The organism is Curtobacterium sp. BRD11 (genome assembly GCF_031844345.1).
In the GTDB taxonomy this organism is placed as follows: Bacteria; Actinomycetota; Actinomycetes; order Actinomycetales; family Microbacteriaceae; genus Curtobacterium.
The window spans coordinates 362779-385074 of sequence record NZ_JAUZUZ010000003.1 but is presented as its reverse complement, the minus strand read 5'-3'; the positions used below and the strand labels follow the sequence as shown (position 1 = coordinate 385074).

22 protein-coding genes are annotated in these 22296 nt (G+C 72.5%); 12 read left to right on the top strand and 10 right to left on the bottom strand.

What is annotated here, in order from left to right; genetic code table 11:
* Nucleotides 1-14: 14 nt before the first annotated feature.
* The 4 genes from Q9R28_RS09690 to xseA all read right to left on the bottom strand — a co-directional run bounded on the left by Q9R28_RS09690 (nt 15) and on the right by xseA (nt 2875).
* Nucleotides 15-629: a carbonic anhydrase gene (locus Q9R28_RS09690; RefSeq protein WP_311205969.1), complete on the bottom strand. Its 615-nt coding sequence runs from the start codon at nt 627-629 to the stop codon at nt 15-17.
* Nucleotides 630-664: 35 nt separating this feature from the next.
* The gene (locus tag Q9R28_RS09685) at nt 665-1300 is read right to left on the bottom strand and encodes a DUF4245 domain-containing protein (RefSeq protein WP_066652670.1); all 636 of its coding nucleotides are present in this window, start codon (nt 1298-1300) and stop codon (nt 665-667) included.
* A complete protein-coding gene (locus tag Q9R28_RS09680; protein ID WP_066652672.1) occupies nt 1297-1569 on the bottom strand; it encodes an exodeoxyribonuclease VII small subunit in 273 nt (90 codons plus the stop codon). Before Q9R28_RS09680 ends, Q9R28_RS09685 begins: the two co-directional genes overlap by 4 nt.
* Before the next feature lie 64 nt (nt 1570-1633).
* A complete protein-coding gene (xseA, locus tag Q9R28_RS09675) occupies nt 1634-2875 on the bottom strand; it encodes an exodeoxyribonuclease VII large subunit (RefSeq protein WP_066652675.1) in 1242 nt (413 codons plus the stop codon).
* A 137-nt stretch (nt 2876-3012) separates the two neighbouring features.
* Here xseA and Q9R28_RS09670 point away from each other — a divergent pair, with 137 nt between their 5' ends.
* Together Q9R28_RS09670 and Q9R28_RS09665 are read left to right on the top strand one after the other, a co-directional pair.
* The gene (locus Q9R28_RS09670) at nt 3013-4077 is read left to right on the top strand and encodes a 4-hydroxy-3-methylbut-2-enyl diphosphate reductase (protein WP_081984691.1); all 1065 of its coding nucleotides are present in this window, start codon (nt 3013-3015) and stop codon (nt 4075-4077) included.
* Nucleotides 4078-4127: 50 nt separating this feature from the next.
* Nucleotides 4128-4832, top strand: a complete 705-nt coding sequence (locus tag Q9R28_RS09665) for a DUF6264 family protein (protein WP_311205968.1) — start codon at nt 4128-4130, stop codon at nt 4830-4832.
* A 38-nt stretch (nt 4833-4870) separates the two neighbouring features.
* On the opposite strand, the gene Q9R28_RS09660 is transcribed toward Q9R28_RS09665, so the two are convergent.
* Entirely contained in the window at nt 4871-5440 is a 570-nt protein-coding gene (locus tag Q9R28_RS09660) for a TetR family transcriptional regulator (RefSeq protein WP_311205967.1), read from the bottom strand.
* 85 nt (nt 5441-5525) lie between these two features.
* Here Q9R28_RS09660 and Q9R28_RS09655 point away from each other — a divergent pair, with 85 nt between their 5' ends.
* Nucleotides 5526-6647, top strand: a complete 1122-nt coding sequence (locus Q9R28_RS09655) for a zinc-binding alcohol dehydrogenase family protein (protein WP_311205966.1) — start codon at nt 5526-5528, stop codon at nt 6645-6647.
* Nucleotides 6648-6693: 46 nt separating this feature from the next.
* Here Q9R28_RS09655 and Q9R28_RS09650 read toward each other — a convergent pair whose 3' ends face one another.
* Entirely contained in the window at nt 6694-7953 is a 1260-nt protein-coding gene (locus tag Q9R28_RS09650) for a M18 family aminopeptidase (RefSeq protein WP_251154687.1), read from the bottom strand.
* 94 nt (nt 7954-8047) lie between these two features.
* Nucleotides 8048-9076: a class II fructose-bisphosphate aldolase gene (gene fbaA / locus Q9R28_RS09645; RefSeq protein ID WP_066652690.1), complete on the bottom strand. Its 1029-nt coding sequence runs from the start codon at nt 9074-9076 to the stop codon at nt 8048-8050.
* Between the two features lie 120 nt (nt 9077-9196).
* Between fbaA and glpX the strand changes: the two genes are divergently transcribed.
* Nucleotides 9197-10186 carry a class II fructose-bisphosphatase gene (gene glpX, locus Q9R28_RS09640; RefSeq protein ID WP_081984693.1) on the top strand — a complete coding sequence of 330 codons (990 nt, stop codon included), beginning with the start codon at nt 9197-9199 and terminating at the stop codon, nt 10184-10186.
* 147 nt (nt 10187-10333) lie between these two features.
* On the opposite strand, the gene rmuC is transcribed toward glpX, so the two are convergent.
* Complete coding sequence (gene rmuC / locus Q9R28_RS09635) at nt 10334-11596, bottom strand: DNA recombination protein RmuC (RefSeq protein ID WP_066657838.1); 1263 nt, start codon at nt 11594-11596, stop codon at nt 10334-10336.
* Nucleotides 11597-11744: 148 nt separating this feature from the next.
* On the opposite strand from rmuC, the gene iolC reads away from it, so the two are divergent.
* From iolC to Q9R28_RS09595, 8 genes are all read left to right on the top strand, one after another.
* Complete coding sequence (gene iolC, locus Q9R28_RS09630) at nt 11745-12758, top strand: 5-dehydro-2-deoxygluconokinase (protein WP_066652693.1); 1014 nt, start codon at nt 11745-11747, stop codon at nt 12756-12758.
* Nucleotides 12751-13740 (top strand): deoxyribose-phosphate aldolase, encoded by a 990-nt coding sequence (locus Q9R28_RS09625; protein ID WP_311205965.1) that lies wholly within the window; start codon nt 12751-12753, stop codon nt 13738-13740. Before iolC ends, Q9R28_RS09625 begins: the two co-directional genes overlap by 8 nt.
* Nucleotides 13737-15260: a CoA-acylating methylmalonate-semialdehyde dehydrogenase gene (locus tag Q9R28_RS09620; protein WP_066652707.1), complete on the top strand. Its 1524-nt coding sequence runs from the start codon at nt 13737-13739 to the stop codon at nt 15258-15260. The genes Q9R28_RS09625 and Q9R28_RS09620 overlap by 4 nt, the downstream gene beginning before the upstream one ends.
* Nucleotides 15261-15268: 8 nt before the next feature.
* Nucleotides 15269-16177: a 5-deoxy-glucuronate isomerase gene (gene iolB, locus Q9R28_RS09615; protein ID WP_066652709.1), complete on the top strand. Its 909-nt coding sequence runs from the start codon at nt 15269-15271 to the stop codon at nt 16175-16177.
* Nucleotides 16174-18111 carry a 3D-(3,5/4)-trihydroxycyclohexane-1,2-dione acylhydrolase (decyclizing) gene (gene iolD / locus Q9R28_RS09610; protein WP_245171578.1) on the top strand — a complete coding sequence of 646 codons (1938 nt, stop codon included), beginning with the start codon at nt 16174-16176 and terminating at the stop codon, nt 18109-18111. Before iolB ends, iolD begins: the two co-directional genes overlap by 4 nt.
* 31 nt (nt 18112-18142) lie before the next feature.
* Nucleotides 18143-19093 carry a sugar phosphate isomerase/epimerase gene (locus tag Q9R28_RS09605; RefSeq protein ID WP_209683706.1) on the top strand — a complete coding sequence of 317 codons (951 nt, stop codon included), beginning with the start codon at nt 18143-18145 and terminating at the stop codon, nt 19091-19093.
* 17 nt (nt 19094-19110) lie between these two features.
* On the top strand, nt 19111-20151 hold the full coding sequence (locus tag Q9R28_RS09600) for a Gfo/Idh/MocA family protein (RefSeq protein ID WP_209683703.1): 1041 nt from the start codon (nt 19111-19113) through the stop codon (nt 20149-20151).
* A gap of 194 nt (nt 20152-20345) precedes the next feature.
* Nucleotides 20346-20753: a tautomerase family protein gene (locus tag Q9R28_RS09595; RefSeq protein WP_066652713.1), complete on the top strand. Its 408-nt coding sequence runs from the start codon at nt 20346-20348 to the stop codon at nt 20751-20753.
* An 18-nt stretch (nt 20754-20771) separates the two neighbouring features.
* Here the strand turns inward: Q9R28_RS09595 and Q9R28_RS09590 are convergent, their stop codons facing one another.
* The gene (locus tag Q9R28_RS09590) at nt 20772-21530 is read right to left on the bottom strand and encodes a GntR family transcriptional regulator (RefSeq protein ID WP_209683699.1); all 759 of its coding nucleotides are present in this window, start codon (nt 21528-21530) and stop codon (nt 20772-20774) included.
* Nucleotides 21531-21627: 97 nt separating this feature from the next.
* The gene (locus Q9R28_RS09585) at nt 21628-22293 is read right to left on the bottom strand and encodes an exonuclease domain-containing protein (protein WP_311205964.1); all 666 of its coding nucleotides are present in this window, start codon (nt 22291-22293) and stop codon (nt 21628-21630) included.
* Nucleotides 22294-22296 lie beyond the last annotated feature (3 nt).

Sequence of the window (22296 nt, the reverse complement as noted above, 5' to 3'; positions counted from 1 at the left end):
GTCGTGGCGGCCGGTCAGGCCTGGCCCACGACGGTGTCGATGGCGACCTCGCCCGTGGAGAGGTCGTAGGTCGCCCCGACGACGGCCAACCTACCGTCGGCGACCGCGTCGGAGACGACACCGGACCGCTCGATCACCTGGCGGAGCGTGGCCTCGAGGTGCGCGGCACCGACGGCCTCCTGCGGGAGCTCGGCGTCGGTCGCGCGGACCCGCTCGACGCTCGGAGCGATCGCGTCGACGAGCGACTGCAGGTGCGGCGCGGGCACGGGCTCGCCCGAGCGCGCTGCGGCGACGGCCCCGCACGCGGTGTGGCGGAGGACGACGACGAGCGGGGTGCCGAGGGCGACGACCGCGAACTCGATGGAGCCGAGCACGACGTCGTCGACGATCTGACCGGCGTTGCGGATCGCGAACAGGTCACCGATGCCCGCGTCGAAGACGTGCTCGAACGGCACGCGTGAGTCGGAGCAGCCGAGCACGGTCGCGAAGGGCGCCTGCGAGCCCGTGAGCTCGCCACGGCGGTCCGGGTCGATCCGGCCGGTGCGGCGCTTGTCGGCGGCGAAGCGGGCGTTGCCCTCGACGAGCAGGCGGAGGGCGTCGGACGGGGTGGAGGCGGCGCGGTCGGGCATGGTCTTCCTCGTGCTTCGGGTTCGGTCGGGCGGGGTCAGTTCGCGAGCTGCTCGGTGACGGCCTTCGCGACGGTCGTGAACGACGAGTCGTCGGCCGTGCCGGACAGGACGATGGTGTCGCGGCCGAAGGTGTGCACGAGCGAGTACGCGTGGTTCCCGGCGTCCTTGCCCTCGTCACGACGGTCGTACACCGTCCACTTCGTGCCGTCGATGGTGCGGTCACCGGTGGCGGGCTCCTGGTCGAGCTGGTTGGCCACCCACGACGCGTTCGCATCGATGCCCTGCTGGAGGCCGATGTACTGGCGGTCCGGGGTCACGAGGCCGACCGTCCAGACCCGCACGCCGTCCGACGTCTTGTCCTGGAAGTCGGCGCGGTTCGAGGTGAAACCGTCGGGCAGGTCCGGTGCCGCGAGCGTCACGCCGGGCACGTCGGCACCGGCGGCGACCTGCTGGTAGTCCACGGACCGGTCGACGGTCTGGTCCGGCCGCACGACGACGGCGACCAGGAAGAGCACGATGCCCAGCGATGCGATGAGCGCCAGCACGAGGTTGAAGGCGGTCTGGTGCTCGCGGCGGGAGCGTCGCGCGGCGTCCTTGCGGGCCCAGGTCTCCTCCGGGGTCTCCGGGCGGCCGAGCTCGGCGACGATCGGCCGTCCGTCGGGGTCGGTCACCGTGCTGCTCCGTCCGGGTCGCCTGCGGTGTCCGCGGTGCCGTCACCGGCCGACGCGGCACGGGCGGCGTCCAGCCGGGCGCGCGCACCGACGAGCCACTCCTCGCACCGGGCCGCGAGGGCTTCGCCACGCTCCCAGAGCGCGAGCGAACGCTCGAGCGTCGCGGACCCCTGCTCCAGCTCACCGACGACGCGCACGAGTTCGTCGCGCGCTGCCTCGTAGCTCAGCGACTGCACGTCGGACGGCACGGGTTCCTGCTGGGATGACACACGCCGATCCTACCGAGCACCCTCCGTCGGCGGTGCACCGCCGACGGAGCCCGTGGAGACCGGGCTACGCCCCGGAACCGTCCGGCCCCGGTCCCTCCGGCTCGAGTGTCCCCGTCGCCGTGCCCGCGCCGAGGGTGACGTGGACCGGCGTCGCGCCGTCGAGGTCCTCGGTGCCGCGCACGACCCCTCCGTCACTCCGCTGCACGATGGCGTAGCCGCGCCGCAGGGTGTCGCGGGGCGAGAGCGCGCGCAGCCGCCCGGTCAGGTGCCCGACGTCGCTGTGCGAGCGCTCGAGGCGTCGGTCGAGCAGCTCACGGGCACGGGACAGGTCGCGTGCGACCTCCTCGGCCCGGGTGTCGACGAGCCAGGCGGTCGACGCCAGCGCCGGGCGCGACCGGAGGGCGGCGATCCGGTCGGCCTCGACCGACAGGGTGTGCGAGAGCCGCAGCCCGAGCCGGGCCCGGGCCTGGCGGACGTTCGCGAGCTCCTCGGCCACGTCGGGCACCACGCGCTTCGCGGCGTCCGTGGGGGTGGAGGCGCGCAGGTCGGCGACCTCGTCGAGGATCGGACGGTCCGCCTCGTGCCCGATGGCGGAGACGATGGGGGTGGTGGCGGCAGCGGCGGTCCGGACGAGTCCCTCGTCGCTGAAGCCGAGCAGGTTCTGGAAGTCGCCGCCACCCCGGGCGACGATGATGACGTCGACGGTCGGGTCGGCGTCGAGCTCGACGATCGCGGCCGTGACCTCGCCCACGGCCCGCTCGCCCTGCACCGCCGTGTGCACCGTGCGGAACTCGACCTGCGGCCAGCGGAGCTGCGCGTTCCGCTTGACGTCCTTCTCGGCGTCGGAGTCCTTGCCGGTGATCAGGCCGATCCGGTGCGGCAGGAACGGCAGACGCTTCTTGCGGGACGGGTCGAACAGGCCCTCCGCCGCCAGGGTGCGCCGGAGCCGTTCGAGCCGCTCGAGCAGGTCACCGAGGCCGACGTGCTTCATCTCGACCACCTGCATGGTGAGCGAGCCGCCCTTGACCCAGTAGTTCGGCTTCACCGCGGCGACGACGCGAGCGCCCTGCCCCAGGTCCGCGGGCACCCGGGAACGCACGCTCGACCAGATCGAGAAGGACACGGTCGCGTCGACCTCGACGTCCTTGAGCTTGCCGTAGACGTTGCCGCCGGCGACGTTCCACTGCGTGATCTCGCCCTCGACCCAGGCGGTGCCGAGTCGGTCGATCCAGTCGCGGAGCTTCGCCCCGAGCAGGGCGACGGGCCACGGGTTGTCGGCCGTCGGCGGGCCCTGTTCGATCGCCATGCCCACCATCGTGCCGCATCCCGGCGACAGCGCCGGCCCGCGGCGCCGCACGCCGGTGCTCCACCACGTCGTCACGGCCCGGCTCGGCCCCGGACGCACCCAGGCCCCGCGCGTGCCCGGCACCTATCATCGGGGACGTGACGATCACCAACGGCCGCACGGTCCCGCTCGCCCCGCCGCGGGTGCACGCAGCGCGTGGTCGGCTGCGGGACGAGCCGGTCGCCGGCACGAAGAAGGTCCTGCTCGCCGCGCCCCGCGGGTACTGCGCGGGTGTCGACCGTGCCGTGGTCGCCGTCGAGAAGGCGCTCGAGCAGTACGGCGAGCCGGTCTACGTGCGGAAGCAGATCGTCCACAACGTCCACGTCGTCTCCACGCTCGAGCAGCGCGGCGCGGTGTTCGTCGACGACGTCGCCGAGGTCCCGCGCGGCGCACACGTCGTCTTCAGCGCGCACGGCGTCGCACCCGCCGTCGTGGCCGGTGCCGCAGAACGCGACCTGCACGCGATCGACGCGACCTGCCCCCTCGTCACCAAGGTCCACCGCGAGGCCACCCGCTTCGCGAAGGCGGACCGCACGATCGTCCTGATCGGCCACGCCGGTCACGAGGAGGTCGAGGGCACCATGGGCCACGCGCCCGAGCGCACGATCCTGGTCAACGGACCCGAGGACGTCGCCGCGCTCGAGGTGCCCGACCCCGACAACCTCGTCTGGCTGTCGCAGACCACCCTGAGCGTCGACGAGACGATGGAGACCGTCCGCCTGCTCCGTGAGCGGTTCCCGTCCATCGAGAACCCGCCGTCGGACGACATCTGCTACGCCACGCAGAACCGCCAGGTCGCGGTGAAGAAGGTGGCGCCCGACGCCGACCTCGTCATCGTCGTCGGTTCGGCGAACTCCTCGAACAGCGTGCGCCTCGTCGACGTCGCCCTCGAGTACGGTGCGGCGTCCGCCCACCGGGTCGACTACGCCGAGGAGATCCGCCAGGACTGGCTCGACGGTGTCCGCACGGTGGGTGTGACCAGCGGTGCCTCGGTGCCCGAGGAACTCGTCACCGAGGTGCTCGAGCAGCTCGCGGACGCCGGCTACGGCACCGTGGAAGAGGTCGTGACGGCGCACGAGGACCTCATGTTCTCGCTCCCCAAGGAGCTCCGCACGGACGCCGCGGGCAACCCCACCCGCGCCCTCGGCGGGCGTCGCTCGTGAGCGGCCTCCGCGGCGACTGGTCGTCGGCACCGGCCCGTGAACCGGGGCATGTGGACGAGACCGCCCTCGGCCTGGAGGCCCGTCCCGCCTCCGCCGCACCGGCCTCCGGTCGACGGGACGGCCGGGTCCACGGCACGCCCGCTCCCGAGTACGGCGAGTACGCGCCGGAGGGCTGGGTGAACCCGGTCCTGGTCGAGCAGGAACGGCGCGACCGGCAGCGGCGCGAGGCCGACGACCGTGCCCGCGCGGCGACCCAGGGGCCGACCGACCGTGGCACGGCACGCACGACCCGTCCGACGGACCGCCGCACGCCCGGTGGCACCGGCGCCGGGCCGTCGCGGGGTGCCGCGGCCGGTCAGGAGCGGCCGACGCTCTCGAGCCGCTTCGGGGCGTCGCAGTTCGACTTCGTGGTGACGGTCGCCCTGTTGGCGTTCGGTCTGCTGTCGGTCGTGCAGTCGCTCGCCGTGAGCGACGTCGCCTCCGCCGTGCGCAGGGCGTTCGAACAGCAGGGCCTGGAGCTCTCCGACCCCACGGCGCTGTCGACCGCCGCTGCCGTCGGAGCCATCGGCAACGTGGTCGTGTTCGCCCTCGTCGCGTGGTGGTCCCTGCGTCGGCTGGCCGCTCGGAGGTGGACGTTCTGGGTCCCGCTGCTCGGCGGGGCCGTGGCGTCGCTCGTCAGCCTGGTCGCCTTCGCCGTGGTGATGTTCCAGGACCCGGGCTTCGTGCAGGTGCTGATGCAGCAGTCCGGGGCCTGACCCTCGGGCCCTCCTGTCGTGTGCGGGCCGTGCGCCCGTCAGCGACCGGTGTCGAGCAGTCCGGTGACCCGGTCGACCGTGGCGTCGATGTGGTCCTGCAGCGGTGTTCCGTCCGCGTCCTCGAGCCACGTCTCGAGCGCGGTCTGCAGGACGAGGACCGTGAGCCCGGCGACGGAGCGGGCGGTCCGGTCGTCCTCGCCGCGGCGACGGAAGCCGTCCCGGACCGCCGCCCGCAGGTCCTCCTGCTTCCGCAGGTCCCGCTCCCGCAGGTCGGGCTCCTCGCTGATGATCCGTCGTGCGGCGAGCACCTGGTCGCGGCGGGGGTCGAACCGCTCGGCCGCGAGCCGTCGGAGCCCGTCGAGGACCACGCGCATCGGTGCCTCCTCGGCCGGCGCGGTCTCGATCATCCGGGTCGCGATCGCGGGGATCTCGTCATCGCCGAAGAAGACCTCGCGCTTGTCGCTGAAGTGGCGGAAGAACGTGCGCCGGGTGACGCCCGCCCGCGCGACGATGTCGGGGACCGTCGTCGCATGGAAGCCGCGTTCCGCGAAGAGCTCCATCGCGGCCGTCCGCAGTCGCTCACGGGTGTCCGGTGCCCATCTCGCCATGGGGACACCCTAGTGATGACACTCGGTGCCGAGGGCGGGTAGAGTGACGACACCAGGTGTCATCGCTCGTGACGAAAGGCCCGCCGTGCCCGACAACTCCGCCGCTCTGCTCCGTGAACCCCGGGGCGCACTCGTCGTCGACCGGGTACCGGTCCCCGTCCCCGCCGAGGACGAGGTGGTCGTGCGCGTCCGCGCCGCTGCCGTCAACCCCGTGGACTGGGTGATCCAGGGCACGGGGCCGGTGACCTACCGCTGGCTCCGGACGCCGGCGGTGCTCGGCTCGGACGTCGCCGGCGAGGTCGTCGCCGTCGGCTCCGGCGTCACCCGCTTCGCGGTCGGCGACCGCGTCGTCGGACTCGCGACCGGGACCGACCGTGGCCGCGACCCGGTGCACGAGGGCGCGTTCCAGGAACACACCGCGCTGCTCGAACGCCTGACCGCCGCGGTGCCGGACGACGTGCCCCTCGAACAGGCCGCGGTCCTGCCGCTCGGGGCCTCGACCGCCGCCTGCGCGCTGTTCCAGCCGAAGCACCTCGGGCTCCCGCTCCCCGGGGCCGCCGACGCGCCGTCGGACCGCTCCGGCGTCGTCGTGGTCTGGGGTGGTTCGACGAGCGTCGGGATGAACGCGGTGCAGCTCGCCCGTGCCGCCGGGTACGCGGTCGTGAGCACCGCGTCGCCCCGGAACGCCGCGACCGTCCGGTCGCTCGGGGCCGAGGTCGTCGTCGACCACGGTTCGCCGACGGCGGTGGACGACCTCGTCGCCGGCGTCGCCGGACGCCCCGTCGTCGGTGCCGTCGCGCTCGGGACGACCTCGACGGCCGCGTGCATCGAGGTGCTCCGCCGGACGGGTGGCACCGCGCTGGCGATGGCGAGCACGCCGGTCTCCCTCGACCGGATCGCCGGCCGTCGGCGACTCTTCCCGGCGATGCTCCCGGTGTTCACCCGCCTCGGACTCGCCACGCTGGCGCTCACGCTGCGTGCCCGTCGTGCGGGGATCCGGGCCGCGTTCGTGTGGGGGAGCAGCCTGCGCGACGACGACCTGGGCGCGGAGCTGTGGGGCCGGGTCCTGCCCGAGGGGCTCGCCGACGGCTCGATCCGACCGATGCCGGAGCCGCTCGTCGTCGGGCACGGGCCGGGCGCGGTGCAGGGCGCGATCGACCGGCAGCGCGCAGGGGTGTCCGCGCGCAAGGTGGTCGTGACGCTCTGACCAGCGGGCCAGCCGGCGCTGTCCGGCCGGGCAGGCCGTGACCCGCCTACCCGGCGAGGAAGGCGGCGACGGCGCCGTGCAGTGCCGCGAGGTCGTCCACGTGCACGAGCTCACGGACCGAGTGCATCGACAGCAGGCCGACGCCGATGTCGATCGTCGGGATGCCGAGCCGCGTCGCCGCGATCGGGCCGATGGTCGAGCCACCGGGGATGGTGTTCACGTTGACGAAGGGCTGCCAGGAGACGCCGGCGGCATCACAGGCGGTCGCCCACACGGCCTCGCCCTTCGCCTCGGTCATGTAACGCTGGTTCGCGCTGATCTTCAGGAGCGGGCCCGCTCCCGGACGCGGACGGTTCGTCGGGTCGTGCTTCTCCGGCTGGTTCGGGTGGACGAGGTGTCCGGCGTCGCTCGACAGGAGCCAGGACGCCCGGAACGCCCGGGCGGCCTCGGAGCGGGTGGCACCGAGCCCCTCCTGCACGCGGCCGAGCACGTCCTCGAGGAACGGGCCCCCGGCACCGGACGGGGTCGAGGAACCGATCTCCTCGTGGTCGAACGCCGCGAACACCGGGATGTGGTCGCCGTCGGTCGGCGCGTCGACGACCCCGCGGAGCCCGGCGTGCACGCTCGTCAGGTTGTCCATGCGGCCGGACGCGAGGAACTCCCGATCGATGCCGATGCGCGCCGGGGGCTGCGTGTCCGCGAGGAAGAGGTCCCACGAGACCGCGTCCTCCCCGAGCCGGCCGCGCAGCCACCCGAGCACGTCGGTGCCACCGGTGGTGCCGTCCGTGCCGACGACCGGCAGGGTGTGGCGCTGCCGGTCGATCTCCTTGCCGTCGTTCACCCCGCGGTCGAGGTGGATCGCGAGGTTCGGGATCCGCGCGACCGCGTCGGTCGACACGAGCCGCACCGATCCGTCGGCGTCGACCACACGTCCGGCGATGCGGAGGTCGCGGTCGAACCAGGTCGACAGGAGCGCGCCGCCGTAGACCTCGACGTTGAGCTGCTCCCACCCGCCCACGCGCACGGCCGGGTTCGGCTTGATGCGGAAGCCGGGGGAGTCGGTGTGGGCACCGAGGATCCGGAAGGGGGTGGTGGGCGTCGCCGACTCCGGCAGACGCCAGGCGATGACCGCGCCGTCGCGGACGACGACGTAGGCGCCCGCCTCGGTCGGCCAGGCGTCGAGTTCCGACAGCTCGGTGAACCCCGCTGCGACGAGCTGGTCCCGCGCGACCGCGGCCGCGTGGAACGCGGTGGGGGACTCGGTGACGTACTGGGCGAACGAGGAGGCGATGGCGTCGGAGGTCACCCGCCCATCGTGGCACGGGCGGTGGCGGTGACCGGACGCGGAACGGGGCGCGTCCTTGCGGACGCGCCCCGTTCCTCCCGGCTGGTGGTGCCGATCAGCCCTTGCTGTTGCCGGCCGAGCCGAGGACCTTCGCCGCCTCGACGACGCGGGCCGCCATGGCGGTCTCGGCGACCTTGCCCCAGGCACGCGGGTCGTACTGCTTCTTGTTGCCGACCTCGCCGTCGATCTTCAGCACGCCCTCGTAGTTCCGGAACATCGAGTCGGCGATCGAGCGCGTGAACGCGTACTGCGTGTCCGTGTCGATGTTCATCTTGATGACACCGTTGCGCACGGCCTCGTGGATCTCGTCGTCGGTCGAGCCGGAGCCGCCGTGGAAGACGAGGTCGAGCGGGTTCTCACCGGTGCCGTGCTTCTGCGCGACCGAGGCCTGGATCTCGCCGAGGAGCTCCGGGCGCAGCTTGACGTTGCCCGGCTTGTAGACGCCGTGCACGTTGCCGAACGTGAGCGCGGCGATCCAGCGACCCCGGTCGCCGAGCCCGAGCGCGTCGACGACCTTCTCGACGTCGTTCGGGGTCGTGTAGAGCGCGTCGTTGGTGCCCTCGTGCTGGACGCCGTCCTCTTCTCCGCCGACGACGCCGATCTCGACCTCGAGGATCGCGTTGATGTTGCGCGTCTTCTCGATCATCGTGCGCGCGATCTCGATGTTCTCGTCGAGCGGCACGGCCGACCCGTCCCACATGTGCGACTGGAAGATCGGGTTGCGGCCCTGGCGGACCTCCTCCTCGCTCGCGGCGATGAGGGGCATGACGAAGCCGTCGAGGGCGTCCTTCGGGCAGTGGTCCGTGTGCAGCGCGACCGTGACGTCGTAGTTCTTCGCGACCTCGTGGGCGAAGCGGGCCATCGCGAGGGCGCCGGCGGCGCGGTTCTTCACGGTGTGCCCGGCGAAGTAGTCGGCGCCACCGGTCGTGACCTGGAGGATGCCGTCCGAGCCGGCCTCCTGCAGGCCCTGGAGGACCGCGTTGATCGTCTGGGAGGAGGACACGTTCACCGCGGGGTAGGCGAACTTGCCGGCCTTCGCTCGTTCGAGCATCTCGGCGTACTGTTCCGGCGTTGCGATGGGCACTGCGATCTCCTTCGACTGGTGGTTCCCCGCCGAGCCTAGTCAGGGCTCCTCAACGGGTTACAGCGTGCACGTCCGTGCACCCGTGCGGCCGCCCCGGAGCCCGGTCGGTAGGCTCTGGTCGTGACTCCCACGACTGAGACCGGCTCCCTGTTCCTCCAGCCCGACCGCAACCTGGCGCTCGAGCTCGTGCGTGCGACGGAGGCCGCCGCGATCCGTGCGCAGCCGTGGGTCGGCCGGGGCGAGAAGAACCTCGCGGACGGCGCAGCCGTCGACGCGATGCGGAAGTTCCTCGGCACGGTGAACTTCGACGGCGTGGTCGTCATCGGCGAGGGCGAGAAGGACGACGCCCCGATGCTCTTCAACGGCGAGCACGTCGGCAACGGCCACGGCCCGGCCTGCGACATCGCGGTCGACCCGATCGACGGCACCTCGCTCACCGCCGCCGGCCGGCAGAACGCCATCTCCGTGATGGCCGTCTCCGACCGCGGCTCGATGTACGACCCGTCGGCGGTGTTCTACATGGACAAGATCGCCGCGGGCCCCGAGGGTCGTGGCGTCCTCGACCTCGAGAAGCCGATCGGCGAGAACATCCGCGCGCTCGCGAAGGCGAAGCACAAGGACATCGAGGACATGCAGATCGCCGTCCTCGACCGTCCGCGCCACGACGAGCTCATCCGCGCGATCCGCGCAACGGGCGCCGGCACGCGCCTGCTGCTCGACGGCGACGTCGCCGGTGGCATCTCGGCGGCACTGCCCGGTTCGAAGATCGACATGTGCGTCGGTGTCGGCGGTACGCCCGAGGGCATCATCACCGCGTGCGCGATCAAGGCGCTCGGCGGCGTGATCCTCGGCAAGCTCCAGCCCAAGGACGACGAGGAGCGCCAGAAGGCACTCGACGCCGGGCACGACCTGGACAAGGTCCTCGACCAGGACGACCTCGTGACGGGCGACAACACGTTCTTCGTCGCGACGGGCGTCACCGACGGTGTCCTCGTGGACGGCGTCCGCCGGTCGCGCGGTGTCATCCACACCGACTCGCTCGTGCTCCGCTCGCGCTCGAACACGATCCGCCGCATCCAGGCCGACCACCGCGCCGAGAAGTGGTTCTGATCCGTCCCGGCCGCTGACGGCCGTCGGGACGCCTGACCGCTCGCACGACGAGAAGCACCCCGAACCACGCGATCACGTGGTTCGGGGTGCTTCTCGTCGTGCCGGAGCACCTCGCGCCGTGGCGCCTCGTGCCGTGGCGCCGCGCGGTCAGTCCTCGTCGAGGGCGCCGACGAGCTCCGGCGCGGTGAGCAGCCGCGGCTCGTCGTCGATCGTCGCCGGGTCGGCGAGCACCTTCGACTCGTCGAGCAGCGACAGCCGCCGGGCGCTCGGCAGCACCTGGCGCTCGAGCGACCCCACGAAGCGGTTGTAGTCGACGACGGACCCCCGGATCGCCCGGCCGAGCTTGTCGACGTGCCCGCCCATGGTGGCCAGGCGGCCGTACAGCTCGCGGGACACCCGGAAGAGCTCGCGTGCCTCGGCGGTGACGACGTCCTGCTGCCACGAGAACGCCACCGTCTTCAGCACCGACCACAGCGTGACGGGTGACGCCAGTGCGATGCGCTTGCGGAAGGCGTGGTCGAGCAGTCCGGGGTCGGCGGCCAGCGCGCTCGAGACCAGCGACTCGGACGGGATGAACGCGATCGTCAACTCGGGCGACGCGTCGTAGCCCGTCCAGTACTCGCGGGCGGCGAGGGCGTCGACGTGCGCCCGGAGCGCCTTGACGTGCTGCGCGATGAGCTGCTCGCGCCGGGCACCCTCGGCACCCGTCGCGCTCGCCGGGATCTCGGCCGCCTGCAGGTAGGCGCTGAACGGCACCTTCGCGTCGACGGCGATCGTCTTGCCGCCGGGCAGGTGCACGACCATGTCGGGTCGGGCGGTCCCCGCGGTCGTCGTGACGGAGGACTGCACGTCGAAGTCCACGCGTTCGAGGAGCCCCGCGGCCTCGACGACGTTCCGGAGCTGTGTCTCGCCCCACACGCCGCGGGTGCTGTTCGAGGACAGGGCGCTCGCGAGGGTGTCCGCCGTCGCGCGGAGCCGTTCCTCGGACTCGGCGGCGGATCGCAGCTGCGCGGAGAGGGCACCGTACTGCTCGCTGCGGGACTGCTCGAGTTCGGCGATCTTCGCGCGCATGACGTCGAGCGTCTGCGCGACCGGGCTCAGCGCCGACAGCACCTTCGACTCGCCCTGGTTCCGCGCCGCGTCGGCGCCGTGCATGCGCTGCACGAGGTGCTCGAGCTCGGCGGCACGGCGTTCGAGGGAGTCGACCTGCCGGCGGTACTGGGCGTCCTGGGCGTCGAGGCGCTCCTCGGCGTCGGCGCGCACCGAGTCGAGCTGCGCACGCAGCACGTCGGCCGTCGCCCGTGCGGCTGCCGCGTCCACCCCGGCGCGCGAGCGGGCGAGCGACCACGCGACGACGGCACCGACGGCCGTACCGAGGACGAGGCCGATGACCAGGGCGAGGATCTGCATGTCGTGACCCTGGCAGGTCCCACCGACACGCGCCTCCGGGCCGGAGAGGCGCCCGACAGCAGCCCGGTCCATGTACTGACATCAGCGCAAAGTCCGTGTACAGTCGTGCTCGTCCGCCGATGAAGCCGCCCGGAAGGTCCCGCGTCGCATGACCGACGAAGCCCCGCACGTCCACGACGTGATCACGATGGGACGCGTCAGTGTCGACGTCTACCCGCAGCAGACCGGACCGCTCGAGGACGTCACCACCTTCTCGAAGTCCGTCGGTGGGAGCGCGACCAACGTCGCCGTCGCCGCCGCCCGGCACGGCGCGGACGCAGCGGTGATCACCCGCACCGGCAACGACCCCTTCGGCCGCTACATCGCCCGCACCCTGCCCGAGTTCGGCGTCGCGAACGACTTCGTCGAGCCGGTCGAGGGCCTCAACACGCCCGTGGCGTTCTGTGAGATCTTCCCGCCGGACGACTTCCCGCTCTACTTCTACCGCGCGCCGAAGGCGCCGGACCTGATGATCACGTCGGAGTCCCTGCCGCTGCACGCGATCGAACGGACGCGGGTGTTCTGGACGACCGTGACGGGACTCAGCGAGGAGCCGAGCCGCAGCGCGCACGACGCGGCCGCCGCGGCACGGAGCGCGGCACTGCGGGCGCCGGGCGCCACCGGGCGGCACACCGTGCTCGACCTCGACTACCGAGCGGTGTTCTGGCCCGAGCCGGCGGCCGCGACGCGCGAGGTCGCCGTCGCTCTCGACCACGCCACCGTCGCCGTCGGCAACCGTGAGGAGTGCGAGATCGCCGTGGGGGAGACCGACCCCCTGCGCGCCGCCGACGCCCTGCTCGAGCGCGGCGTCGAGCTCGCGATCGTGAAGCAGGGCCCGAGGGGCGTGCTGGCGAAGACCCGCGACGAGACCGTCGCGTACCGACCGCACGCCGTCGACGTCGTCAACGGCCTCGGGTCCGGCGACGGGTTCGGCGGAGCACTCGTGCACGGGCTGCTGCAGGGCTGGAGCCTCGACCGCACCCTCGCCTTCGCGAACGCGGCCGGGGCGATCGTCGCCACCCGGTTCGAGTGCTCGACCGCGATGCCGACGAGCGACGAGGTCGAGGGCTTCCTGCGCACGAACCCCGCGCCGGCGACCGCGGAGGAGGGCGTCGGTGCCTGAGGTCAGCCCGGCCGACTTCGCCCGGTTGCGCGACCTGCGCGCCGGGTCACCGGAACGCGTCGCGGAGGTCCTGCGGACCCGGATCCGCCGTCCGCTGCTCGCCGAGGACGGCAGGCTCCTCATCGTCGCCGCGGACCACCCCGCGCGCGGTGCGCTCGCGGTCCGCGACGACGCCTCGGCGATGGCCGACCGGTACGACCTGCTCGGACGGCTCGTCGTGGCCCTCGGCCGCCCGGGCGTCGACGGGGTCCTCGGCACGCCGGACGTCCTCGAGGACCTGGCGCTCCTCGGGGCGCTCGACGGCAAGGTCGTCGTCGGCTCGATGAACCGCGGCGGCCTGCGCGGAGCATCGTTCGAGCTCGACGACCGCTACACCGCGTACTCGGCGCAGGCGATCACGGACGCCGGGCTCGACGTCGCGAAGCTGCTCGTCCGGATCGCGCTCGACGATCCCGGCACCGCCTCGACGCTCGAGGCGACGGCGCGGGCGGTGACCGAGGCCGCGGCCCTGCAGCTGCCGATCATGCTCGAGCCGTTCATGTCCTCGTGGCGGGGCGGCAGGGTCGTCAACGACCTGAGCGCCGACGCCGTCATCAGGTCGATGGCGATCGCCGCCGGCCTGGGCGAGTCGAGCGCCTACAGCTGGCTCAAGGTCCCGGTCGTCGACGACATGGCACGCGTGATGGCTGCGACCACCCTGCCGACGCTGCTGCTCGGCGGCGACCCGTCGGGCAGTCCGGACGAGACGTACGCCGCCTGGGACGACGCGCTCGCCCTGCCGGGCGTCCGCGGGCTCGTCGTCGGTCGCACCCTGCTCTACCCGCAGGACGGCGACGTCGCCGCCGCCGTCGACGTCGCCGCCGCCCTCGTCCACAGCCGGGAGGCACGGGGCGATCGCTCCACACCGGCTCGCCGTCGCGCCGACTCGCCTGCCCCGTCCGCCGCCCTGGACCCGTCGGTCCCGGAAGGAAGCACCGCATGACCACCAGCACCGAGACCAGCGCCGGCAGCACGACGGTCGGGCACTGGATCGACGGCGAGCACGTCGCCTCGGCCTCCGGTCGGACCGCCCCGGTCCACGACCCGGCGCTCGGCGTCGTGACGAAGCGGGTCGCCCTGGCCGACGAGGCCGAGGTCCAGCGGGCGATCGCGAGTGCCAAGGCGGCGTTCCCGGCGTGGTCGGACCTGTCGCTCGCGAAGCGCCAGCAGATCATGTTCGCGTTCCGTGAGGTCCTCAACCGGGACAAGGCCGAGCTCGCCGAGATCATCACGAGCGAGCACGGCAAGGTCATCGACGACGCCCTGGGGGAGATCGCCCGCGGGCAGGAGGTGGTCGAGCTGGCGACGAACATCCCGTCGCTGATGAAGGGCGAGTTCTCGGACCAGGTGTCGACCGGCATCGACGTGTACTCGATCCGTCAACCGCTCGGCGTCGTGGGCATCATCTCGCCCTTCAACTTCCCGGCGATGGTGCCGCTCTGGTTCCTGCCGATCGCGATCGCCGCCGGCAACACCGTCGTGCTCAAGCCCAGCGAGAAGGACCCGTCCGCCGCGATGTGGCTCGCGCGGAAGTTCCGGGAGGCCGGTCTGCCCGACGGCGTGTTCACGGTGCTCAACGGCGACAAGGCAGCGGTCGACGGGCTCCTCACCAGCCCCGACGTCGAGTCGATCTCGTTCGTCGGGTCCACGCCGATCGCCCGGTACGTGTCCGAGACGGGCACGAAGCACGGCAAGCGCGTCCAGGCGCTCGGCGGGGCGAAGAACCACATGCTGGTGCTGCCGGACGCGGACCTCGACCTCGTCGCGGACAACGCGGTCAACGCGGGCTTCGGCTCGGCCGGTGAGCGCTGCATGGCGATCTCGGTGGTGGTGGCGGTCGAGCCGGTCGCCGACGAGCTGATCGCGAAGATCAGCGAGCGCGCGGCGACGCTGCGCGTCGGCGACGGACGTCGGGGCTGCGACATGGGCCCGCTCGTCACCGAGCAGCACCGCGACAGGGTCGCTTCGTACATCGAGGTCGCCGAGCAGGACGGAGCCGAGGTCGTGGTGGACGGCCGCACCGTGCGACCCGACGGCGACGAGAACGGCTTCTGGCTCGGCCCGACGCTGATCGACCGGGTGCCGACGTCGAGTCGCGTCTACACCGAGGAGATCTTCGGTCCGGTGCTCTCGGTCGTTCGGGTGCAGTCCTACGACGAGGGGCTCGAGCTGATCAACTCCGGCGCCTTCGGCAACGGCACCGCGATCTTCACGAACGACGGTGGAGCCGCTCGACGATTCCAGCGCGACGTGCAGGTCGGCATGATCGGCATCAACGTGCCGATCCCGGTGCCGGTGGCGTACTACTCGTTCGGCGGCTGGAAGAACTCGCTGTTCGGCGACCACAAGGCGTACGGCGCCGACGGGGTGGCCTTCTTCACCAGGCAGAAGGCGATCACCTCCCGCTGGCTCGACCCGGCAGTGCACGGCGGTGTCGACCTCGGCTTCCCGTCGAACGGCTGACGCGCAGCATGGCGAACGAACAGCAGCAGCGCGACCGCTGGTTCATCCCGGCGGGCTCCCGCCCCGAGGCGGGCTGGACCGACGTGGTCGACGGCCGCGTCGAGGGGTGGACGCACACCGGTCTGCGGACCGGCGCCCTGCAGGACGGGGGCGAGCTGCGCCTCCCGGCCGACGCGGTCGAGCGCCTCGTCGTCCCGCTCGCCGGCAGCTTCACCGTGGCGTACGACGACACCGAGCAGGCGCTCGAGGGACGCACCGGCGTCTTCGAGGGGCCGACCGACGTCCTCTACCTGGGGTCCGGCACCGCCGCGACGATCACCGGCTCCGGTCGTGTCGCCGTGGCCGAGGCGCCCACGGCGACGGTCCGGCCGAGCACGTACATCGCCCGCGTCGACGTCCCCGTGGAACTCCGCGGCACGGGGCAGTCGAGCCGGCAGGTGCACAACTTCGGGACCCCGGCCGCCCTCGACGCGGTGCGGTTCATCGTCTGCGAGGTGATCACGCCGGCCGGCAACTGGTCGTCGTACCCGCCGCACAAGCACGACACGAACCGCCCGGGCGAGGAGTCGGACCTCGAGGAGATCTACTACTACGAAGCCGCCGTGGCCCGTGGTGTGCAGGCTCCCGAGCAGGCCGACCCCTTCGCCCTGCACCGCACGTACGCCTCGGACGACCGGCCCATCGACGAGTTCCGCCAGGTGCGGACCGGGGACATCGCCCTCGTGCCGTACGGCTGGCACGGACCGGCCGTCGCGGCACCGGGCTACGACATGTACTACCTCAACGTCATGGCCGGACCGGACCCGGAGCGCGTCTGGAACATCACCGACGACCCCGCCCACGGGTGGGTCCGGCAGACGTGGACCTCGGAACCGATCGACCCGCGACTGCCCTACGAGAAGGAGCCCTCCCGATGAGCCAGCACGCCGGCCCGGAGCAGACCCGTCGGATGACCGTCGGTCAGGCGCTCGTCGCGTTCCTGGCGAACCAGTGGACCGTCGACGGTGATCACCGCGAGCGCACGATCCCGGGGATCTTCGGCATCTTCGGGCACGGCAACGTCGCCGGTCTCGGGCAGGCGATCAAGCAGCTCCACGTCGACCAGCCCGGCCTGCTGCCGTACCACCAGGCCCGCAACGAGCAGGCGATGGTGCACCAGGCCGTCGGGTTCGCCCGGATGCACCGCCGCCGGGCGACCTTCGCGTCGACGGCCTCGGTCGGCCCCGGCGCGGCGAACATGCTCACCGGCGCCGCGCTCGCGACGACGAACCGGCTGCCCGCGCTCCTGCTGCCGTCGGACACCTTCGCCACCCGCAGGACCGATCCGGTGCTGCAGCAGATCGAGATGCCCCACGACCCGTCGCTGCAGGTGACGGACGCGTTCCGGCCGCTGTCGCGGTTCTTCGACCGCGTCGAACGGCCCGAGCAGCTGTTCCCGATCGCGCTCGCCGCGATGCGGGTGCTCACCGACCCGGCCGAGACCGGCGCCGTGACGATCGCCCTGCCCGAGGACGTCCAGGCCGAAGCGCTCGACGTGCCGGTGACGTTCCTGCAACCGCGCGAGTGGCACGTCCGGCGTCCGCTGCCGGAACGCGGACCGCTGGCCCGTGCGGTCGAGGCGATCCGGAGCGCCGAGCGTCCCGTGGTCGTGGCCGGTGGTGGCGTGCTCTACTCGGGTGCCGAGGACGAACTCGCGGCCTTCGTCGAGACGACGGGCATCCCCGTCGGCACCTCGCAGGCGGGCGGCGGCTCGCTCGTCTGGGACCACCCGCAGTACCTCGGCGGCATCGGGGCGACGGGGACGGCTGCGGCGAACGCGATCGCCGCACGGGCCGACGTCGTGATCGGCATCGGCACGCGGTACAGCGACTTCACCACGGCGTCCCGGACGGCGTTCCAGGACCCCGACGTGACCTTCGTCAACGTGAACGTCGCCGCGTTCGACGCCCACAAGCACGGCTCGCAGCTGCCGCTGGTCGCGGACGCCCGGGAGGCGCTGGTCGCGCTGACCGAGATGCTCACGGCAGGTTCGTCGGACGCCCCGTCGTACGCCGTCTCCGCCGGGTACGCCGCCGAGGTCGCGTCGCGGAAGCAGGAGTGGGACGCCGTCGTCGACGCCGCGTCCGTGCCGTCCGGACGCGCGGTCCCGGGCCAGTCGGAGATCATCGGCGCGGTCCGGGCGGCGACGGACCCGCGCGACGTCGTGGTCCAGGCGGCCGGCTCGCTGCCCGGCGACCTGCACAAGCTCTGGCGGGTCCGCGACCCGCTCGGGTACCACGTCGAGTACGCCTTCTCGTGCATGGGCTACGAGATCGCCGGCGGCATCGGTGTGCGACGCGGCGCCCCGGACCGCGACGCGATCGTCCTCGTCGGCGACGGTTCGTACCTGATGCTGCACACCGAGCTGGTGACGGCGGTCGCCGAGGGCATCAAGATCGTCGTCGTGCTCGTGCAGAACGACGGCTACGCGTCGATCGGCCGCCTGTCCGAGACCGTCGGTTCCGAGCGCTACGGCACGGAGTACCGCTACCGGGACGACACCGGGTCGTTCGAGAACGACGAGGTGCTGCCCGTCGACCTCGCCGCGAACGCGCGCTCCTACGGCGTCGACGTGATCGAGGTCCGCCCCGGCCCGGACGTGATCGCCGACCTGACCGCGGCCGTGCGGCAGGCCAAGGCGAACGACCACACCACGCTGGTGCACGTGCACGCCGACCCGCTCGCGCCCGCCCCCGAGGGTGACGGCTGGTGGGACGTCCCCGTCGCCGAGACCTCGACCCTGCCGAGCACCCGGCAGGCCCGCGCCGAGTACGAGCAGCAGGTCGCGTCGCAGCGCCCCCTGCTCGGCTGAACGAACCCATCCCACGAAGGACGACGACGTCATGACCGACACCGCCGACACCGCTGCCACCGACGCAGCGGCCGCCCCCGCCGCGATCCGCATCGGTACCGCCCCCGACTCCTGGGGCGTCTGGTTCCCGGACGACCCGGGCCAGGTGCCGTGGCAGCGCTTCCTCGACGAGGCCGCAGCAGCCGGCTACACGTGGATCGAGCTCGGTCCGTACGGGTACCTGCCCACCGATCCGGCGCAGCTGTCCGACGAGCTCGAGTCCCGCGGCCTCCGGCTGTCCGCCGGCACGGTCTTCACCGGGTTCCACAAGGGTGACGACCAGTTCCAGCGGGCGTGGGACCAGGCGGTCGCGGTCGCCGGGCTCGCGTCGGCGCTCGGTGCCCGGCACCTCGTGACGATCCCGGACCTCTGGCGCTCGGACGCGACCGGTGCGGTGCTCGAGTCGCGGACCCTGACCGACGAGCAGTGGGAGCGCCTCGGCAGGGGACACGACCAGCTGGGCAAGGCGCTGCTCGAGGAGTTCGGCGTCCGCCAGCAGTTCCACACGCACGCCGACAGCCACGTCGGCACGTACCGCGAGACCGTGCGCTTCCTCGAGGAGACCGACCCGCGGTACACGAACCTGTGCCTGGACACCGGGCACTTCGCCTACTACGGCGGCGACAACCTCCGCATGATCGCCGAACACCCGGAGCGCATCGGCTACCTCCACCTCAAGCAGGTCGACACCGAGCTGCTGTTCGACGTGCTCAAGAACGACGTGCCCTTCGCGACGGCCGTGGCGCAGGGCATCATGACCGAGCCGCCGCGCGGCACCCCCGAGCTCGCCCCGGTCATCGAGGCCGTCGCCCGGATCGACCCGGACGTCTTCGGCATCGTCGAGCAGGACATGTACGGCTGCTCGGTCGACGCCCCCGGCCCGATCGCCGAGCGCACCGTCCAGCACATCCTCGGCTCGACCGCCTCGGCGCGCGTCCGCTGACCCCCCAGGAGAACCCCGTGAGCACCACCGAGAACCTCCGCGTCGCCGTCGTCGGAGCCGGCGCGATGGGCAGCGACCACGTCCGTCGCATCACGTCCACGATCGCCGGCGCAGACGTCGTCGCCGTCGTCGACCCGGACACCGCCCGGGCCACCGCCACCGCCGAGCGGGCACCGGGGGCGCTCACCGCAGCGTCGTTCGAGGACGCCCTCGACGCGACGCCGATCGATGCCGTGCTCGTCGCGACGCCCGGGTTCCTGCACGAGCCCGTCCTCGTGCCGGCGATCGAGCGCGGTCTCGCCGTCCTGTGCGAGAAACCCCTCACCACGAGCGCGGAGGACTCCCTGCGCATCGTCGAGCTCGAGCAGGCGAGGTCCGACCGCCCGCGGATCCAGGTCGGCTTCATGCGTCGCTTCGACAAGGGGTACCAGGAGCTCCGGGCACTCCGCGAGTCCGGCACGAACGGCGCGCTGCTCGCCCTGCACCACGCGCACCGCAACCCGACGACGCCGCCGAACTTCAGCGAGTCGATGCTCATCCACGACTCGGTCATCCACGAGATCGACATCATCCCGTTCCTCACGGGCGAGCCGATCGTCGCGGTCGAGGTGAAGAAGCCCCGCAGGAACTCGCTCGGACCGGTCGACCTGCCGGAGCCGCAGTTCGTGCTGTTCACCACCGCGTCGGGCACCATGGCGATCGTCGAGATCAACGTCAACGCGCAGTTCGGGTACCAGGTGACGACCGACGCCGTGTTCGAGTCCGGCGTCGCGTACATCGGGCGCGAGACGACGATGAACGTCGTGTCGGCCGGTGTCTCGGGCCAGGGCGTCACCCCGTCCTTCGTCGAGCGCTTCGGCGCCGCGTACGACGAGGAGGTCCAGCGCTGGGTGGACGCTGCCCGCACCGGGGGCATCGACGGGCCGAGCGCCTGGGACGGCTACACGGCGTCGGTCGTCGCCGAGGTCGCCGTGCGGGCGCAGCAGACCGGCGCCCTCGAGCACGTGACCTACGCCACCGCGAAGCCCGCGTTCTACGAGACGACGCCTGACGCCTGAGGACGCACCCTGACGAAGGACGCCCGACGGCGGCGCCCGACGGCGGCGCCCGGCGGCGGGCGCCCGGCGACGGAGGTGCCGGCACCGGTGCTGGAGACGGGCCGTGTACCGGACGGGAGGCGCGGTGCATGCTGGCACCGCGCCTCCCGTCCGCGACGGCGCACCGCCACCCCCACGCACCCCCAGGAGGCACCATGCCGCTCGTCCGCATCGATCTCGTCACCGGTCGCACCCCGGAGCAGGTGCGTGCCGTCGCCGACGCGATCCACACCGCCATCGTCGCCGAGTACGGCATCCCCGAGCGCGACCGGTTCCAGGTGATCACCGAGCACCCGGCGCAGCAGATCATCGCGCAGGACGCCGGTCTCGGCTTCGAGCGGACCGAGGGCGTCGTCATGGTCCAGGTCTTCACCCAGGGTGGTCGGAGCGACGAGGCGAAGCAGGGTCTCTACCGCGCCGTGCACGACCGGCTCGCCGAGGTCGGCGTCGCGAGCGAGGACGTCTTCATCGGCTACGTCGAGAACGGCCCGCAGGACTGGTCGTTCGGGTTCGGCCGCGCCCAGTACGTGACCGGCGAGCTCGGCGTCCCCTCCGCCGGCTGAGGCAGCGGGTCCGCCGGCCTACTTGTCGACGAGGGTGACCTCGAACGAGTAGCGGTCCGGGCGGTAGCAGTGCACCCCGTACTCCACCGCCCGGCCCGACGCGTCGTACGCCGTGCGGCTCATCGTCAGGACCGGGTCACCGTCCTCGATCTCGAGCAGCGAGGCCTCGTCGTCGGTGGCCGCCCGTGCCCCGATCCGTTGCTTCGCGACCCGCATCGTGACACCCCGGCCGCGGAGCAGCTGGTACAGCCCGTGCGTCCGCAGGTCCTCGTCGGTGATCGCCGTGAACTCGGGCGGCAGGAAGTTCTCGAGGATCGCCATCGGGACGTCCTCGGCGAAGCGGACGCGGCGGATGTGGACGACCGGCGTGCCCGGGGCGGTGCCGAGGGCCTCGGCGACGACGTCGCTCGCCGGCAGGTCCGTGCGCTCGAGCAGCGTGGTCGCCGGTGCCTGCGAGCCCTGCGCGAGGTCGTCGTACAGGCTCGTCAGCTCCACCTTGCGCGTCACGGGGCCGTGCACGACCTGCGTGCCGATCCCTCGACGACGGACGAGCAGCCCCTTGTCGACCAGGTCCTGGATGGCTCGGCGGATCGTCGGGCGCGAGAGCCCGAGTCGCTCGCCGAGGGCGATCTCGTTCTCGAGCCGTGCGCCGGGCGGCATCGCGCCGGAGCGGATCGCCTCCTCGAGCCGCGATGCGACCTGGAAGTACAGCGGCACCGGCCCGGAGCGGTCCAGGTCCGTGGAGAAGTCGGACGGCAGCTGGCCCTCGTTGGTCATCGCGGTCCTCCGGGTGGGGAGGGCACCGGCGACGGCACCCCACGGCTATGTCGTGACAATAGCACCGGACTCCGCGCGGCCCGGCCCCCCGGGATCGTCAGTCGGCGAAGATCATCGGACGGTTCGACAGCCGCGGCTGGGCTGCCGCGCGGGGCTGCTCCGTCCGCGGTCGCACCGGCGCGATGTGCACCCGGGTCGCCGCACCGAGTGCCTCGACCGTGTCGCACCCGTGCTGCGCCGCTGCGTGCACCACGATCGCGGCGCAGGCCTCGGCGTCGGCAGCGGCGTCGTGGTGCTGGAAGCCCTCGTACCCGGCCGCGCGGGCCGCCATCGGGAGTCGGTAGGAGTCGAGCGTGTAGGTCTTGCGCGCCACCTGGAGCGAGCACAGCGAGTGGTGCTCCGCCAGTTCCGTGCCGGTCGCCGAGCAGCCGCCAGCGATCACACCCATGTCGAACCGGGCGTTGTGCGCGACCAGGACGTCCCCCTCGGCGAACGCCACGATGTCCCGGTACTGCTCGGCCCACCCCTTCGCCCCGACCACGTCCGTCGCGACGATGCCGTGGATGCGGGTGTTCCACTCGAGGAACGCGTCGTGGCCCAGCGGTGGCTGGATGAACCAGGAGGCCCGCTCGACCACGCGGCCGCCGCGGACCTTGACGAGTCCGACGGAGCAGGCGCTCGCGGGGGAGCTGTTCGCGGTCTCGAAGTCGATCGCGGTGAAGTTCAACGGCACGCCCTCGATGGTCGCACGGGGTTCCGACATCAC

What these genes read in the sequence shown, in the direction of transcription:
- Q9R28_RS09605 (WP_209683706.1), top strand. Translation starts at nt 18,143, where the DNA reads ATGACCGACACCGCCGACACCGCTGCCACCGACGCAGCGGCCGCCCCC.
- iolD (WP_245171578.1), top strand. Translation starts at nt 16,174, where the DNA reads ATGAGCCAGCACGCCGGCCCGGAGCAGACCCGTCGGATGACCGTCGGT.
- Q9R28_RS09590 (WP_209683699.1), bottom strand. Translation starts at nt 21,530, where the DNA reads ATGACCAACGAGGGCCAGCTGCCGTCCGACTTCTCCACGGACCTGGAC.
- iolB (WP_066652709.1), top strand. Translation starts at nt 15,269, where the DNA reads ATGGCGAACGAACAGCAGCAGCGCGACCGCTGGTTCATCCCGGCGGGC.
- Q9R28_RS09620 (WP_066652707.1), top strand. Translation starts at nt 13,737, where the DNA reads ATGACCACCAGCACCGAGACCAGCGCCGGCAGCACGACGGTCGGGCAC.
- Q9R28_RS09660 (WP_311205967.1), bottom strand. Translation starts at nt 5,440, where the DNA reads ATGGCGAGATGGGCACCGGACACCCGTGAGCGACTGCGGACGGCCGCG.
- Q9R28_RS09595 (WP_066652713.1), top strand. Translation starts at nt 20,346, where the DNA reads ATGCCGCTCGTCCGCATCGATCTCGTCACCGGTCGCACCCCGGAGCAG.
- Q9R28_RS09585 (WP_311205964.1), bottom strand. Translation starts at nt 22,293, where the DNA reads ATGTCGGAACCCCGTGCGACCATCGAGGGCGTGCCGTTGAACTTCACC.
- Q9R28_RS09690 (WP_311205969.1), bottom strand. Translation starts at nt 629, where the DNA reads ATGCCCGACCGCGCCGCCTCCACCCCGTCCGACGCCCTCCGCCTGCTC.
- xseA (WP_066652675.1), bottom strand. Translation starts at nt 2,875, where the DNA reads ATGGCGATCGAACAGGGCCCGCCGACGGCCGACAACCCGTGGCCCGTC.
- rmuC (WP_066657838.1), bottom strand. Translation starts at nt 11,596, where the DNA reads ATGCAGATCCTCGCCCTGGTCATCGGCCTCGTCCTCGGTACGGCCGTC.
- iolC (WP_066652693.1), top strand. Translation starts at nt 11,745, where the DNA reads ATGACCGACGAAGCCCCGCACGTCCACGACGTGATCACGATGGGACGC.